Raw genomic sequence first — 15,148 nt, forward strand, 5'->3', positions numbered from 1 at the left:
GGGCGCATGGTTGGCTATGACAAGAGTGGTTACAATTTCGCATTTTGTTCTGAGTTGATGCGACTTGATGCTACACTTGCGCCATTCGCGTCACCTGGAAGCCCCTGCATGAGCGAGCATTTCGCTACCAACCTCAAACTGGCCTGCAGCCACTACCGCTCTATCTCGGAAGTTTGCCGGCAGCTGTCGATCAACCGTGCCCAGTTCAACAAGTACCTGAGCGGCCAGAGCCGTCCGACGGCGTTCAACCTCAAGCGCATCGGCGATTTCTTCGGCGTCGAGGATTACGAACTGAACGTGCCCCCCGAGCAGTTCTCCCGGCTGATCGGTGCGCGGGTGTCGGCCGTGGCCGACCAGCCCAGCGACCCTATCAGTGAATTGTTCCGGCCCTTGCACGAGCACGCCGGCAACCTGTCGCGCTACTGCGGTTACTACTTCGAGTACTCCAACTGCATGTCGGTACCGGGCTCGGTGCTGCTGTCGCTGGTGCACCTGCGCGAAGAGCGCGGCCGCTTCCTGTTCGAGCGCCAGGAGCGTCAGGAGCGCAGCAGCACCACCGACCTGCACGCCGAGGTACGTTGCCGCTACCTGGGCGCGGCGTTTCAGTTGCAAGACCGAATGTTCCTGATCGACTACGAGTCGTTGACCCTCAACGAGATGAGCCAGACCATCCTCATCCCCAGTTTCAAGAGCCGCATCACCCGCCTGAACGGCCTCAAGACCGGTGTCTCCAGCGGCGACCGGCGCAACCCGGCCTGCACCCGCGTGGTGTGGGAGTACCTGGGCGAAGAGATCAACCGCATCAATGCCTATCGCCAGGTCAAGCTGTACCGGCCGGATGACCCGCGCATCGATGACGACGTGCGCGAACGGTTGAGCGTGGGGCCGTTGAGTAATGGGTTGTTCGAGATCGAATAGGTTTTGGCAAGGGCAGGGGATGGCGTCAGGGCAGCCACCCACCCGTGTTGGACTTCCCGGGCAGGAAACCGCAAAATGACCCCTTTCCCTCAATCAACCTCTCCGGATCTGCTGACTCTATGCGTATGCGCCTAATGCTGTTGGGTGGTGGCAATGCCCTCGGGCAAGCGCTGATTCGTCTCGGGGCTGAAGAGGACATCGCATTCCTGGCACCGCGCCCGCCGGAAAACGGCTGGGACCCGGCCAGCCTCACTCAGCTGCTCGACGATCACCGCCCCAATGCCTTGGTCAACCTGGCCTATTACTTCGACTGGTTCCAGGCCGAGTCGGTCAGCGAACAGCGCCTGGCCCAGCAGGAGCGGGCGGTGGAGCGGCTGGCAGAGTTGTGCCAGCACCACCAGATCACCTTGGTGCAGCCTTCGAGCTACCGGGTTTTCGATGGCTCGCGGGCCACGGCCTACAGCGAGAAGGACGAGCCGGTGCCGCTGGGCCTGCGTGGCCAGGCACTCTGGCGTATCGAGCAGAGCGTGCGTGCGGCGTGCCCGCAACATGTGCTGCTGCGCTTTGGCTGGCTGCTCGACGAGAGCGTCGACGGCGCGCTCGGGCGCTTCCTGACCCGTGCCGAGCAACCCCAGGAGTTGCTGCTGGCCGATGACCGGCGCGGCAACCCGACGCCGGTCGACGATGCGGCCCGGGTGATCCTGTCGGTGCTCAAGCAGCTCGATTGCAGTGCACCGCTGTGGGGCACCTACCATTACGCTGGCAACGAGGCGACCACGCCGCTGGCGCTTGGGCAGGCAATTCTTGCCGAGGCCGGCCAGTACCGTCAGCTGGCGGTGCAGGCCCCCACGCCGCAGGCCCATGCCGCACGGCCGGATGCCAGCGAAGAGCCACAGCACGCAGTGCTGGCCTGCAAGAAAATCCTTCACACCTTCGGTATCAAGCCGCGCGCCTGGCGCGCTGGCCTGCCACCTCTACTGGACCGTTTCTACCGCCATGGCTGACGCCCCCATCCTGATCACCGGCGGTGCCGGCTTCATAGGCTCTCACCTGTGCGATGCGCTGTTGGACAAGGGTTACGCCGTACGCATTCTCGACGACCTGTCCACCGGCAGGTGGGACAACCTGCAGATCGCGCACCCGCGCCTGGAACTGATCGAAGGCGATGTCGCCGATGCCGGCCTGGTCACGCGTGCGGCCGCGGGCTGCAGCGCAGTGGTGCACCTGGCGGCAGTGGCGTCGGTGCAGGCCTCGGTCGAAGACCCGGTAAAGACGCACCAGAGCAATTTCATTGGCACCCTCAATGTCTGCGAAGCCATGCGCGTGCACGGTGTGCGCCGGGTACTGTTCGCGTCCAGTGCTGCGGTGTACGGCAACAACGGCGAAGGCGAGTCGATAGCCGAAGACACGCCCAAGGCACCGCTGACGCCTTATGCTGTGGATAAGCTGGCCAGTGAGCAGTACCTGGATTTCTACCGCCGTCAGCACGGCCTGGAGCCGGTGGTTTTCCGCTTCTTCAATATTTTCGGCCCGCGCCAGGACCCTTCCTCGCCGTATTCCGGCGTGATCAGCATCTTCAGCGAGCGCGCCACCCAAGGGCTGCCGATCACGGTGTTCGGTGATGGCGAGCAGACCCGCGATTTCCTCTATGTCGGGGACCTGGTGCAAGTGATGATCCAGGCGCTGGAGCAGCAGCAGGTCGAGGAGGGGGCGGTGAATATCGGGCTGAACCAGGCCACGTCGCTCAACCAACTGCTGGCGGCGCTGGAGAAGGTGATCGGCAGCCTGCCTGCGATCAGCTATGGCGCGGCGCGCTCGGGCGATATCCGCCACTCACGGGCGGATAATCAGCGCTTGCTGGCGCGCTTCGACTTCCCGCAGGCAACGCCGTTGGTCGAAGGTTTGTCCCGGCTGCTCGGCAAGGCCTGAAAGCCGCCTGACACTGTGGGAAGGTGGTCACGGAGTTATACGTGGCGCACCAACCTGCGCTGGCAATCTTCCGGCCGCAACACCCGGCCATCCTCAGTGCGCACTTGCAGCGGGGCGATCGCCTGCCCTGTGGCCTGCTCCAGCAGTGCCGAGCGCGCCTCACCCGCTTCGAACAAAAAGCGCTCACCCCACTGGCGCAAGGCAATCACCAGCGGAAACACCGAACGGCCCTTCTCGGTCAGCACGTATTCCTTGTAGGCACTCCCATCCGACGCCGGCTGCAGCTGCAGCAAGCCACTCTCGACCAGCAACTTCAGGCGTGACGCCAGGATGTTCTTGGCCAGCCCCAGGTTTTTCTGAAACTCGCTGAAGCGGCGTAAACCATCGAAGGCATCGCGCAAGATCATCAGCGCCCAGCGGTCACCGAGCACTTCGAGGGCTCGGGCTACCGGGCATTGTGCGTTTGTTTCGTTAAGCATCAGCGAAGACTCTTCGGTTGTTCTGGTTGCAGATTAAAACCACATTTGCTAGAAAGCCACATGTGGTTTTAATTTGAAACCAGTTCGGAGGGATACGCCATGCACGCCTCAAGCACTTCACCCCCTCGTCTGACCCAAGCGATGACCCTGTTGCTGGCGCTCACCTGTGCCATGGCCGTGGCCACCGTGTACGTCGCCCAGCCACTGCTTGAGTCGATGGCATTGGACCTTGGGGTAGGGCAGCAGCGCATCGGCTGGGTGGTGGGTGCTACCCAGGCGGGTTATGCGCTGGGCTTGCTGCTGATCGTGCCGTTAGGCGACCTCATCGACCGCAAGCGCCTGATCATCGGCCAATTGCTGGTTTCGGCGCTGGCGTTGGTGGCGGTCGGCATGGCTTGGGGCTGGGCGGTGCTGCTGGTGGCGCTGGCCATGGTCGGGCTGATGGCGGTCATGGTGCAGGTGATGGTGGCGCATGCCGCGACCCTGGCCACCCCCACGCAACAGGGGCAGGCGGTGGGCACCGTCACCAGCGGGGTGGTGCTGGGCATTCTGTTGGCGCGCCTGGTGTCTGGCGTGGTCGCCGACGTGGCCGGCTGGCGCGTCGTCTATTTTGCCGCAGCCGGGGTGCTGGTGCTGATGGCCGGGCTGCTCTGGAACGGCATGCCTGGCACCCGGCCTGCGGCGCAGCGGTCCAGTTACCTGGCGCTGATCGGCTCGCTGTTTGCTTTGTTCAGACAAGACCCGCTGCTGCGCCAGCGAGGGTTGTATGGATTATTGATCTTCGCCGCCTTCAGCGTGCTGTGGAGCGCCATGGTGCTGCCGCTGAGTGCGTCACCCCTGGCGCTCAACCATACCCAGATCGGGCTGTTTGGCCTGGCGGGTGTGGCGGGGGCCTTGGCCGCTGCCCGGGCCGGTCGCCTGGCCGACCAAGGGCGGGGCGATCGCACCACCGGTCTGGCCTTGGGCGTGCTGACGCTGTCGTGGCTGCCGACGGCGTTCGTCGAGCACTCGCTAGTGGCGTTTCTGCTGGGCGTGGTATTGCTCGATTTCGCTGTGCAGGCGGTGCATGTCACCAACCAGAGCCTGTTGTTGGCCGGGCGCAGCGCCCTGGCGAGCCGGCTGATTGGCGCCTACATGTGCTGTTATTCGCTGGGTAGCGGCCTGGGTGCGGTACTGGCGACCTGGGTCTATGCCCGTTGGGGATGGGCTGCGGTGTGCGGGTTGGGGGCGGGGATCAGTGCCACAGCGCTGGGCTGCTGGCTGGTGTCGAGCACCGGGAGCGCGGCCGTGGCCGCCCTCCCGGCCCGGGATCAGAACTTGTAGCCAAGGCCGACCATGTACACCCACGGGTCAACGTCGACGTCGACCTTGGTCTTGCTGTAGCCCAGTGCGGTCGGGCCGTTGACACTGGCCTTGGTGTCGATGTCGACGTACCAGACAGAGGCGTTGACCAGCAGGTTGTCGGTCAGCATGTAGTCCATGCCCAACTGGCCAGCGATGCCCACCGAATCCTGCAGTTTCAGGTTGCTGAAGCCCTGTTGCTTGCGTGCGCTGCTCAGGTCTTCATCGAAGAACAGGGTGTAGTTGATGCCCACGCCGGCATACGGCTGGAACCTGGAGTTGGGTTCCATCGGGTAGTACTGCAGCGACAGAGTCGGTGGCAGTTGCTTGATGTCGGCCAGCTTGCCGTCCAGGCCGCCGCCCAGGCCCTTGACGCCGACGGTGTGCTTGAACGGGGTGGCCGCCAGCAACTCCAGGCCGATGTGGTCGGTGAGCATGTAGGCGAAGGTCAGGCCCAGCTGGGTGTCGCTGTCCAGGGTCGCCTTGGTGCCCGACACCTTGTTGCCATCGAACTTCAGGTCGCCGCTGCTTTCGTTCGGCGCGGTAGTGATGGCGCCGGCGCGCAGAATCATATCGCCCGCCTGGTAGGCGTGGGCGGCAGGGGCGGCAAGGGCGAGGGCCACAAGCGAGGCGCCAAGCAAGGACTTGTTCATGGAAGCTCCCAGAGGACATTAATAATCGAGTAGTCCAATGGTACGGAGGCGTCTAAACAGAAAGTTTGATCCAGCTCAAAGAAGCGTCGTAACGAATTCGAAACAGTTCTCACTTCAGCTCATAAGCGTATATTTTCTCGGCTTCCATCTGGTATCCGGCGTCGGCCAGCTCGCTGCTGGAGGCTCTGACCTGCAGTTTTCCCTCGATCCAGTAGGGCTGATAGAGGTCTTCGACGCGCACGCCCATCTCGCTGAAAATATGCACGATCTGATTCGACGGCGGCGGGGGCACGTGGATGCAGGCGCCGTAGTAGGGCACTAGCAGAAACTCGGTGGTGCGGCCTTCCTCGCTGACTTCCAGCGGCACGATGTAGCCGGGCAGTTTGATCTGCTGGCCGTCCAGGCTTTGCACCACCGGTGCATTCGGCGCCTGCTGGTGGGCGGCGGGGGCCGACTCGGCAGACAGGGCGTCGCTCAGTTGTGACAGGTCGTGCAGTGGCGCCAGCTGCGGCGGGATGACGGGTGCGCCTTCGGGGATCAATGCGGGCCAGTCGAGTTCGCGAGGGTCGGTGGCCCAGGCAGGTAACGCCAGCGTGAGCAGCACAAGCAGGACGATCTGCACGGCGTGCACTGGCCGCTTCGCGGGTATACCCGCGAAGCAGGCGGTGAGGTTTGAGGTCATGACGGTTCTCAAAGGTGAATCGACAAGCCATCGGCCAGCGACTGCCGGTAGGCACGCCAGGCCGGCACGCTGCCCATCAGCAATGCTGCGCCGAGGATGATAGCCAACAGCGTCCACTCGTGCGCACTGGGCATGGCCAGTGGCAGGAACAAGCCGTAGTTGGCCTGCACATAGCCCTGCGCCCCGGCGATGCCAGCGTACAACAGCCCCAGCCCGGCCACGGTCCCCACCACTGCCAGCGACAGCGCCTCGAGTACCAGCAGCCCTGCGATATGCCAGGGGCGGGCACCTACCGAACGCAAGATCGCCATCTCCCGACGGCGTTCGTTGAGGCTGGTAAGAATGGCCGTGAGCATGCCGATCAACCCGGTCAGCACCACGAACAGCGAAACCACGAACAGCGCCTGCTCTGCGGTACCCATCAGGCTCCACAGTTCTTGCAGGGCAACCCCGGGCAAAATCGCCAGCAAGGGTTCGTTGCGGTACTCGTTGATTTCCCGTTGCAGGCTGAAGGTGGCGATCTTGCTGTTCAGGCCGAGCATGAATGCGGTGATGGCGGCGGGTTGCAGGTCCATGGTACGGGCCTGTTCGGCGCTGATGCGCCCCGCGCCACGGGCCGGCACGCCGTTGTGCCAGTCGATGTGAATGGCCTCCATGCCGCCCAGGCTGATGTGCAGGGTGCGGTCGACCGGGGTGCCGGTGCGTTTCAGCACACCGACCACGGTGAAGGGTTTGTCGTCGTGTTTGACCAGGCTGATGGCCGCCACGCCATGCGCCAGCACCAGCTTGTCGCCGAGCCGGTAGTGCAGCGCCTCGGCCACCTCGGCGCCGAGCACCACTTCGAACGGGTCATCGGCGAACGCACGGCCCTGGCTCAGTTCCAGGTGCTGCCTGCGGCCATACTGGTAATGGCTGAAATAGTCGCCGGTGGTGCCCATCACGCGATAGCCGCGGTGCGAGTCGCCGAGCGAAATGGGGATCGCCCACTTTACCCGTGGGTCTTGGGCATAGTGCTGGTAGCTGTCCCAACGGATGTTGTTGGTGGCGTTGCCGATACGAAACACCGAATACAACAGCAGGTTCACCGACCCCGAGCGGGCGCCGACAATCAAGTCGGTGCCGCTGATGGTGCTGGCGAAGCTGGCGCGGGCCTCGGTGCGCACCCGCTCCACGGCCAACAGCAGGCACACCGATAAGGCGATGGCGAAGGCGGTAAGGAAGGCGGTGAAACGGCGGTTGGCCAGGCTGGCCAGGGCAAGACGAAGCAGGTACATCAGGCCTCCCGGGGCTTGGCGGCGCGGTTGAGTTCGGCCAGGGACAGGTGCCGGTCGAACAGGGGGGCCAGGCTCTGGTCATGGCTGACGAACAACAGGCTGGCGCCGGCCGCGCGGCACTCGTCGAACAACAGGCGGATGAACGCTTCGCGGGTGTCGGCATCGAGGGCCGAGGTCGGTTCGTCGGCGATCACCAGTTCGGGCTGGCCGATCAGCGCCCGTGCGGCGGCAACCCGTTGCTGCTGGCCGATCGACAGGCTGTCGGCGCGGCGGGCTATAAGGGCCGGGTCACCCAGGCCCAGGTGGGCAAGCAGCGTGGCGGCAGCGTTATCGACGCTGCCATGGCGCTCGGCCGCCCGTGTGGCTCGGCTACGCGAGAAGCGGCAGGGCAATTCGACGTTCTCGCGCACCGAAAGAAACGGCAGCAGGTTGAACTGCTGGAAGATGTAACCGGTGTGGTCGACCCGGAAGCGATCGCGCGCGCCCTGGCCGAGGCTGCCGAGGTCGTGGCCAAGCAGGCGAATGCTGCCCTGGTTAGGCAGGTTCACCCCGCCCAGCAGGCCCAGCAGGGTGGTCTTGCCACTGCCGCTTGGGCCTTTGAGAAACAGCGCCTCGCCGGCCGCCAGATGAAAGGCGGGAATATCCAGCAGGGCCGGCTGACCTGGCCAGGCGAAGACCAGGTCATACAGTTCGATCAGCGGCTGGCCCATTCAGAACGCGACCGCAGCCTTGGCAGGCGTTGCTTCCACGCCTTTCTGGCCTGTTGGGCCGATCAGTTGTACGTTGATCTTCTGGGTTGCCGGGAAGGCTTTGAACAGGGGGGCGAGGTCGATCTGGGTGAGCGTGTCCGGGTTCGCGCAGGTCAGTTGATAATGCGCACCGATGTCGCTGTGTTGGTGGCCGTGCTCATGTTCGTCGCCATCGTCGTCGGCTTTCGGCGCGTCGCCGAACAGGGGGCTTTCCAGCGCTTGTGCATCGTCCTTGCAGCCGGCAGCCGCGGCCAGCCCGAACAGTTGCAAGGGGTGTTCGAGTTGCTGGCGCACGGCGGCCACCTTGGCCTTGTCGGCATCGCTGCTGGCGGCATGTTCAAAGCCGACCAGGTTCATGGCCGGGCTGTCCAGCTCCAGCTCCAGGGTATTGCCATCCAGCACGGCATTGAGCTTGGCCACGCCGTGCTCGTGGGCACCGAGGGTGCCATGAGCGTGATCATGGTCATGGTCATCGTGGGCATGCGCCATGGAAAGGGGCAGCAGGGCGAAGGGCAAGGCGAGCAGCAGGCGACGCATGGAAGGCTCCAGGAGCAGGCTGGGAATGATTTGGTAATGTTATAACAACTTTTCTCTACGCCGCCAGCCTGTGTGGTGCAGGTTTCATGTTGCTGTAGCATGGCCACATTGACCTGTGCTCAAGGAAAAGATCGTGCGAATTCGCGGAAAGATTGGAGATTGGCCGGTGGATTTGTCCATCGAGTTGGAGCCGGCAGAATGGGCGCAGTTGGGCGGACAGCTCGCAGTGCCAGCGGTGCCCCGAGAAACGCCTGACGAAGTGACGGGCGCGCCGCGCCAGGACGACCGCATCTGGGCCGCAGCGCAAGCGTTGCTGCGCCAGGCGGGGCAACTCAATGGCCCGCAACTGCTGGACCGTCTTGAAGCACTGGGCGAAAGCCCGGCGCAGGCCAAACGGCTGTTGGTCCGTCTGCGCCATTGCGCGCAGGTCAAGGTGACGAGTGGTGCAGATGCCCCCGTGTTTACCTGGCTTGGTTAGCCCGCAGCTCGACCCGCCTCGGACCTGGTAAATCTGCCAGTAGTTGCATCGCTGCTTGTGTTCTTAGAATAGGCCTCGCCCGTTCAGGAGCATCGGCAGATGAGCGATGAAATGCGGTCTCAGTACGATTTGTTCGGCTGGAAAGTACGGCTTGATTTCTACTCCAGGCCAGTCAATTACAGTTATGCGGTGTGGCATCAAGGCGTGGGTGACACGCGCCCTGAAGACACCGAAGCCTTTGACTTCGAGCGCGTCATCAGCCCGGGTACAAGCTGGGAGCATTGCACGGGATTGCTCGGCCTGCCTTGGCTCGAGTTTCAACCCTATCCTCATGAACGGCCCATCCTCATTCGCCGGAGGCTGGCCAGGTTCGTGCGTACTTCCATACGCAGGGATCTTGGCGAAGTCATCCGCAAAGTCAGCGAGCTCATAGCCGTAGAGGCGGGCGAACCCTACTATTTGCATCAGCAGTTCCACTTCGATGCGTTTGTCGGCACGCTGGATGCCGAGAAGGTCCTCAGGCTCCAGGTGGCCAAGGGATCGACTTTTGCTTTGGGTTATCTCGACTCCTTGAAGCGCGACGAAGAAGCCGCAGAGGGTTTTCGCGCGCGATTTGAAGCGTTACCGGACGAGCGTCGGGTCATCAGGATGCGCCGGCTGTCCATCGAACCTGGGAGTGACTGGCTGATCAAGCCACTGTATTTTGCCATTCGCATGGTGCCTGAACGGAGCCGATGGGACCCCTTCACCATGGCCTGCAACCTCTATATGACCTACCAGGCAGAGCCTGGCGGCCGCATTCCGGTGGACGGTGCCTGGGTGCTCGGCGAAGAGGGTCATGTTGCCCAGGCACTCGTGGATGACCGTATCATCCCCAGCGTCGCACCGCCCAGCCGGCACTTCATGGGGCTTGCCAGCCTGCTCTACCCGGAAGGCGGGATCAGAAGTCTCAGCGTTGGCAGGTCCGCGCCCGTGAGCTTCGTTTGGTACAAGGACCGGTTTTTCAGTCCACCAGCGGCCGTCAACTCGGAGGGCATGTATCACGCCGAGCCGTTGATCAAAGTCGTGGATGGTGTGCGCAGCCGGACCCATGTGGCGCTGACGCCGCAAACGCTGCCCGGTGTGTCATGGCAGCTTGGCGAATCTTCCAAGGGGCGTTACGAGCCTGATCGTTCGGGCTGCTGGTACTGCCCGCCGGCAGATCCTCAACCTGAATACGATCAGGATGGCAAGACGCAGAAACCCTGTGCACTCAAAGCCAGTCTTGGCGAGCTATTGACCATCGATGTGCTGGAAAGCCGTTACTACGGGCGTGTTTTTCAATCCACCTTCGTGATTGTCAACGCGTTCCCTACGCATTTTTTCAGGGTGCGCAACCACAACGGGCGTGTATCGCTAAGGTTGTACTACATCGGCATCGGGGGCGCTCAGGTAGAGGTCGACCCCCAGGTGATAGAGTGGCAAGTGGTCGCCGGGGATGGTCGCATGGCCCAGGATGGGACGTTCACCCCAGGCCACAGCAGTACATTCTCGGTGGTTCAGGCCATTGAGCCGGATGAACGACAGCGTTACTGGTATTGGGCTTTCATCGTGATCCCTGTCCCACTGATGGATGTCGACACCTTCGTCGCCATGAGCGACTCACGATAGCAGTGGCTTGTCGCTTCAATACATCGCGGCGAAAAGCTTGCGCCGATACGCACCGACCAAGGGGTGATCACCGCCCAGTAATTCGAACACCTGCAGCAGCGTCTTGTGTGGCAGACCATTCTCGTACCCGCGGTTGCGCTGGAACAGCTTGAGCAGGCTTTCCAATGCTGGCTCGTACTGCTGACGCGCCAGCTGTTGAATGCACAGTTGGTAAGTGGCTTCATCATCCAGCGGATTCTGCGCCAGGCGGCTCTTGAGGTCGGCAACTTCTGGCAGGCTGGCGGCCTGGCGCAGGAAGGTCAGTTGCGCCTTGGCACCGGCCAGGGCAGCCTTGTGCTCGTCGGTCTTGACCGCATCCAGCACGACCTCGGCTTCACCCAACTCACCGCGTTCGGCCAGGCAACGGGCGTACAGGATCAGCGCCTCGGCATTGCTGTTGTCTTCGCCAAGCAGCGCCTGCAGCAGCGCTTCGGCTTCGGCAAAACGGCTCTCGGCGAACAGCGCCTTGGCCTGTTCCAGTGGCGAAGCGGTAGGGGCGGCCGGCATTTGCACGTGCGGTTCGAGCAGTGCGCGGATCGCCGACTCCGGCTGCGCACCGGCAAAACCATCGACCGGCTGGCCGTCCTTGAACAGCACCACGGTCGGCAGGCTGCGGATGCCGAACTGGGCGACCACCTGCTGTTCTACGTCGCAGTTGATCTTGGCCAGCAGCAGCTCGCCCTGGTAACCCTCGGCGATCTTCGCCAGCAAGGGCATCAGCGCCTTGCACGGGGCGCACCACTCGGCCCAGAAGTCCACCAGCACCGGCTTGTGGAAAGAGTTCTCGATGACCAGTTGCTGGAAGGTGGCATCGGTGGCGTCGAAAATGTACGGCGTGTCTTGGCTCATCGCGACTCTCGCAAACTCGTGAATGGCACCACTATAAAGGCTCGCGGCTAGCGTGGTACAGGCTGACCCGGCGGAATTCGTGGGGCTCGGCCAGGTCTGGGAGGGTCAGTGCCTCGAGCACGCCCAATTGCCGGTACAGCGGGTGGCAGAAGTCGCGAACCCGTGAGTCCGCCACCAGGGCCTGGCGACCACGGCCGAGGAAGGCGTCGAGCAGGGGCAGGTTGGCGCGGTCATACAGCACATCGGCGACCAGGATCAAGTCGAAGCGGTCGTCCTCGGCGAAGAAATCGCTGCTGTAACCCAGCGCCACCCCGTTCAGCGCGGCGTTGGCGCGGCAGGCGTCGAGGGCCAGCGGGTCGAGGTCGCAGGCCACCACTTCCAGGGCGCCAGCGCGGGCTGCGGCAATGCCGACGATACCGCTGCCGGCGCCAAAATCGAGCACGCGCTTGCCGGCCACCCAGTGCGGGTGTGCAGCCAAGTAACGGGCCATGGCCAGGCCGCTGGCCCAGCAGAAGCTCCAGTAGGGTGGCTCTTCGAGGATGCGCCGGGTTTCTTCGCTGCTGAATGCGCGGTCCATGTTCTGGTCGTCGATCAGCCAGAGCTTCAGTTCGCATTCAGGCAGCTCGCTGGCCACCAGGCGCGCTTCGCCGATCAGGCCGCTGAGGGCCTGTTGCAGTGCCAGGGGTGCCACTTACGGTGCCTTCTCGAAGCGCAGCGGCCCGGTGGCCTGGGTCTGTGCCTGGGTAATGCGTACCGGCGGAAGGTGCATGATCAGCTGGCCAGAGCGGCTGGCACGGCCACGCAGCTCTACCCGGGCACCGGCCGGAAAAGCCTCGGGGTTGAAGCGCAACTGGTAAGGCAGCGCCTGCCCGGTGCCGCTCAGGTTGCTGCTGGCCAGCAGGCGTTGCGGGCGGTCGCGTTCGTCGATGACCAGCAGGGCCAGCTCCACATCGGCCCCGGCCGGGACTTCCAGCAAGGTACCGCTCAGTTCGCGCTGGTAGGCGGGCAGCGGGCCAAGGGGCTGGGTTTTCTTGGCCGATTTTGCTGGCGCGGGCGCCTGGGCCTGTTCGGGCTTGGGCCGGTCGCTACCGCAAGCGGCAAGCAAGGCGGCGCAGCACAGCACGACGAGCGCTCGATGGTGCATTGGGTCATCCTTCAGGGGCAGATTTCCCTGGATGTTAACCCCTTTGGCTTGTCTTGCCAGTGGGATGCGCTACCATGGCCCTCCCTTTTTTTGTTGCCTGCCACCATGCACTGTCCCTTTTGCGGTGCCAACGACACCAAGGTCATCGACTCTCGTCTTGTCGCCGAGGGCGAGCAAGTGCGCCGCCGTCGCGAGTGCGTCGCCTGCGGCGAACGTTTCACCACCTTCGAAACTGCCGAACTGGTGCTGCCGCGGCTGATCAAGCAAGACGGCACGCGCCAGCCCTTCGACGAAGACAAGTTGCGTGCAGGCATGCAACGGGCACTGGAAAAACGCCCGGTCAGCGTCGAACGCCTGGAAGCGGCGCTGGCGCACATCAAGAGCCGCCTGCGCGCCACCGGCGAGCGCGAGGTCAAGTCGCTGGTGGTGGGTGAACTGGTGATGGCCGAGCTGCGCAAACTCGACGAAGTGGCGTATATCCGCTTTGCCTCGGTGTACCGACGCTTCCAGGACCTCGACGAATTCCGCGAAGAAATCGACCGCCTGGCCCGTGAGCCAGCCAAAGAGTGAGCATGCCCAGCCAGACCGCGATTCTCGACGCCCACTACATGGCCCGTGCCCTGGAACTGGCTCGCAAGGGTGTCTACAGCACCCACCCCAACCCGCGCGTGGGCTGTGTGATCGTGCGCGATGGCGAGGTGGTGGGCGAGGGCTGGCACGTGCGCGCCGGTGAGCCGCATGCCGAGGTGCATGCCCTGCGCCAGGCCGGTGAGCGTGCCCGCGGCGCCTGCGCCTATGTCACCCTCGAACCCTGCAGCCACCATGGCCGCACGCCGCCGTGCGCCGAAGCTCTGGTCAAGGCCGGCGTGGCCCGCGTGGTGGCGGCGATGCAGGACCCCAACCCACAGGTAGCGGGGCAGGGGCTGCGGCGCCTGGCAGCGGTGGGTATCGAGGTCCACAGCGGCGTGCTCGAAGCCGAGGCTCGGGCCCTCAATCCAGGCTTTCTCAAGCGCATGGAGCACGGCCTGCCGTTCGTCAGGGCCAAGCTGGCCATGAGCCTGGACGGCCGCACCGCCATGGCCAGCGGCGAAAGCCAATGGATCACCGGCCCCGCCGCCCGTGCTGCGGTGCAGCGCCTGCGCGCCCGTTCAAGTGTGGTGCTCACCAGCGCCGCCAGCGTGCTGACCGATAACGCACGCATGACCGTGCGTGGCGCAGAGCTTGGCCTGGATGATGAAACCCGTGCCCTGGCATTGAGCCGCCCACCGCTGCGCGTGCTGATCGATGGCCGCCTGCGGTTGGCGCTGGATGCGCCGTTCTTCCTGGCTGGCCCGGCCCTGGTGGTGACGGCTGCCGCAGCAGATGCGCGGTACGCCGAGGCGGGCCACGAGCTGCTGAGCCTGCCAGGCGCCGATGGCCAGGTCGACCTGCCCGCGTTGATGCGTGTGCTGGCCCAGCGTGGCGTCAACGAAATTCTGCTGGAAGCCGGCGCAGGCCTTGCCGGTGCGTTCGCCCGGCAAGGCCTGATCGACGAGTACCAGTTGTTCGTCGCCGGTACCTTCCTGGGCTCCCAGGCCCGCCCGCTGCTGGAGTGGCCCCTGGCAACGATGAGCGAAGCGCCGCGACTGAAAATTACCGAAATGCGCGCTGTGGGCGATGACTGGCGGGTCACGGCCATCCCCCTGCCGGCGTCCGGCGTATAATGCCAGGCTTGCCCTGCGCAACCCGTTCTTGAGGAAGACCCCATGTTCACCGGCATCATCGAATCCATCGGCACTGTCCGCAGCCTGACCCCCAAAGGTGGCGACGTGCGCGTCTACGTCGAGACCGGCAAGCTCGACCTGGGTGACGTCAAGCTCGGCGACAGCATCGCCGTCAACGGCGTATGCCTGACCGCCGTCGAACTGCCGGGCGATGGCTTCTGGGCCGACGTCAGCGTCGAAACCCTCAAGCGCACCGCCTTCATCGACCTCAAGAGCGGCAGCAAGGTCAACCTGGAAAAGGCCCTGACCCCCACCACCCGCCTGGGCGGCCACCTGGTCAGCGGCCACGTCGACGGTGTCGGCGAAATCATCTCGCGCAGCGATAACGCCCGCGCTATCCAGTTCCGCGTGCGTGCACCCAAGGAGCTGGCCAAGTACATCGCCCACAAGGGTTCGATCACCGTCGACGGCACCAGCCTGACGGTCAATGAGGTCAATGGCGCCGAGTTCGAGCTGACCATTGTCCCGCACACCCTGTCCGAAACCATCATGGCCGACTACCGCGCAGGGCGTCGGGTAAACCTTGAGGTCGACCTGCTGGCCCGTTACCTGGAGCGTCTGCTGCTGGGCGACAAGGCTGGCGAACCGAGCAAGGGCAGTGGCATTACCGAAAGCTTCCTGGCCGCCAACGGCTTCTTGAAATCCTGATTGAGAAGGGGGTGC

18 protein-coding genes are annotated in these 15,148 nt (G+C 64.0%); 9 read left to right on the plus strand and 9 right to left on the minus strand.

Annotation, left to right across the window (positions count from 1 at the left end; genetic code table 11):
• Positions 1-108 precede the first annotated feature (108 nt).
• From LJX93_RS02610 to LJX93_RS02620, 3 genes are all read left to right on the plus strand, one after another.
• A complete protein-coding gene (locus LJX93_RS02610; RefSeq protein ID WP_227696721.1) occupies positions 109-918 on the plus strand; it encodes a helix-turn-helix domain-containing protein in 810 nt (269 codons plus the stop codon).
• Between the two features lie 119 nt (positions 919-1,037).
• A complete protein-coding gene (locus LJX93_RS02615; RefSeq protein ID WP_227696722.1) occupies positions 1,038-1,922 on the plus strand; it encodes a sugar nucleotide-binding protein in 885 nt (294 codons plus the stop codon).
• The gene (locus LJX93_RS02620) at positions 1,915-2,847 is read left to right on the plus strand and encodes an NAD-dependent epimerase/dehydratase family protein (RefSeq protein WP_227696723.1); all 933 of its coding nucleotides are present in this window, start codon (positions 1,915-1,917) and stop codon (positions 2,845-2,847) included. The genes LJX93_RS02615 and LJX93_RS02620 overlap by 8 nt, the downstream gene beginning before the upstream one ends.
• Positions 2,848-2,882: 35 nt before the next feature.
• Here the strand turns inward: LJX93_RS02620 and LJX93_RS02625 are convergent, their stop codons facing one another.
• Complete coding sequence (locus LJX93_RS02625) at positions 2,883-3,326, minus strand: winged helix-turn-helix transcriptional regulator (protein WP_033703464.1); 444 nt, start codon at positions 3,324-3,326, stop codon at positions 2,883-2,885.
• 99 nt (positions 3,327-3,425) lie between these two features.
• Here LJX93_RS02625 and LJX93_RS02630 point away from each other — a divergent pair, with 99 nt between their 5' ends.
• Complete coding sequence (locus LJX93_RS02630; RefSeq protein ID WP_033703462.1) at positions 3,426-4,649, plus strand: MFS transporter; 1,224 nt, start codon at positions 3,426-3,428, stop codon at positions 4,647-4,649.
• On the opposite strand, the gene LJX93_RS02635 is transcribed toward LJX93_RS02630, so the two are convergent.
• The 5 genes from LJX93_RS02635 to LJX93_RS02655 form a co-directional block, all read right to left on the minus strand.
• Positions 4,637-5,320: an OmpW/AlkL family protein gene (locus tag LJX93_RS02635; RefSeq protein ID WP_014589498.1), complete on the minus strand. Its 684-nt coding sequence runs from the start codon at positions 5,318-5,320 to the stop codon at positions 4,637-4,639. The two genes, LJX93_RS02630 and LJX93_RS02635, sit on opposite strands and share 13 nt — an antisense overlap.
• A 109-nt stretch (positions 5,321-5,429) precedes the next feature.
• The gene (locus tag LJX93_RS02640; RefSeq protein WP_033703461.1) at positions 5,430-6,002 is read right to left on the minus strand and encodes a DUF3299 domain-containing protein; all 573 of its coding nucleotides are present in this window, start codon (positions 6,000-6,002) and stop codon (positions 5,430-5,432) included.
• 8 nt (positions 6,003-6,010) lie between these two features.
• A complete protein-coding gene (locus LJX93_RS02645) occupies positions 6,011-7,276 on the minus strand; it encodes an ABC transporter permease (RefSeq protein WP_033703459.1) in 1,266 nt (421 codons plus the stop codon).
• Positions 7,276-7,986: an ATP-binding cassette domain-containing protein gene (locus LJX93_RS02650; protein WP_227696724.1), complete on the minus strand. Its 711-nt coding sequence runs from the start codon at positions 7,984-7,986 to the stop codon at positions 7,276-7,278. Before LJX93_RS02650 ends, LJX93_RS02645 begins: the two co-directional genes overlap by 1 nt.
• Positions 7,987-8,562, minus strand: coding sequence for a DUF2796 domain-containing protein (locus LJX93_RS02655; protein ID WP_227696725.1), 576 nt, complete (start codon positions 8,560-8,562; stop codon positions 7,987-7,989).
• A 133-nt stretch (positions 8,563-8,695) separates the two neighbouring features.
• Between LJX93_RS02655 and LJX93_RS02660 the strand changes: the two genes are divergently transcribed.
• Positions 8,696-9,040: a hypothetical protein gene (locus LJX93_RS02660; RefSeq protein WP_033703455.1), complete on the plus strand. Its 345-nt coding sequence runs from the start codon at positions 8,696-8,698 to the stop codon at positions 9,038-9,040.
• Between the two features lie 99 nt (positions 9,041-9,139).
• The gene (locus tag LJX93_RS02665) at positions 9,140-10,690 is read left to right on the plus strand and encodes a hypothetical protein (protein WP_033703454.1); all 1,551 of its coding nucleotides are present in this window, start codon (positions 9,140-9,142) and stop codon (positions 10,688-10,690) included.
• Positions 10,691-10,705: 15 nt separating this feature from the next.
• Here LJX93_RS02665 and trxA read toward each other — a convergent pair whose 3' ends face one another.
• The 3 genes from trxA to LJX93_RS02680 are packed head-to-tail and all read right to left on the minus strand — an operon-like array spanning position 10,706 to position 12,722.
• The gene (gene trxA / locus LJX93_RS02670) at positions 10,706-11,578 is read right to left on the minus strand and encodes a thioredoxin (RefSeq protein ID WP_033703453.1); all 873 of its coding nucleotides are present in this window, start codon (positions 11,576-11,578) and stop codon (positions 10,706-10,708) included.
• 31 nt (positions 11,579-11,609) lie between these two features.
• Positions 11,610-12,269, minus strand: coding sequence for a class I SAM-dependent methyltransferase (locus LJX93_RS02675; RefSeq protein WP_033703452.1), 660 nt, complete (start codon positions 12,267-12,269; stop codon positions 11,610-11,612).
• On the minus strand, positions 12,270-12,722 hold the full coding sequence (locus tag LJX93_RS02680) for a YbaY family lipoprotein (RefSeq protein WP_033703450.1): 453 nt from the start codon (positions 12,720-12,722) through the stop codon (positions 12,270-12,272). It lies immediately after the preceding gene.
• 105 nt (positions 12,723-12,827) lie between these two features.
• On the opposite strand from LJX93_RS02680, the gene nrdR reads away from it, so the two are divergent.
• Genes nrdR through LJX93_RS02695 form a run of 3 tightly spaced genes read left to right on the plus strand, consistent with a single transcriptional unit; the run spans position 12,828 to position 15,133 of the window.
• Positions 12,828-13,292, plus strand: a complete 465-nt coding sequence (gene nrdR, locus LJX93_RS02685; RefSeq protein WP_016393425.1) for a transcriptional regulator NrdR — start codon at positions 12,828-12,830, stop codon at positions 13,290-13,292.
• A 2-nt stretch (positions 13,293-13,294) separates the two neighbouring features.
• Positions 13,295-14,425 carry a bifunctional diaminohydroxyphosphoribosylaminopyrimidine deaminase/5-amino-6-(5-phosphoribosylamino)uracil reductase RibD gene (ribD, locus tag LJX93_RS02690; protein WP_033703449.1) on the plus strand — a complete coding sequence of 377 codons (1,131 nt, stop codon included), beginning with the start codon at positions 13,295-13,297 and terminating at the stop codon, positions 14,423-14,425.
• A 42-nt stretch (positions 14,426-14,467) separates the two neighbouring features.
• Entirely contained in the window at positions 14,468-15,133 is a 666-nt protein-coding gene (locus LJX93_RS02695) for a riboflavin synthase (RefSeq protein WP_033703448.1), read from the plus strand.
• Positions 15,134-15,148 lie beyond the last annotated feature (15 nt).

The sequence above is a fragment of the Pseudomonas sp. HN2-3 genome (genome assembly GCF_020691745.1).
GTDB classification, from domain to species: Bacteria; Pseudomonadota; Gammaproteobacteria; order Pseudomonadales; family Pseudomonadaceae; genus Aquipseudomonas; species Aquipseudomonas capeferrum.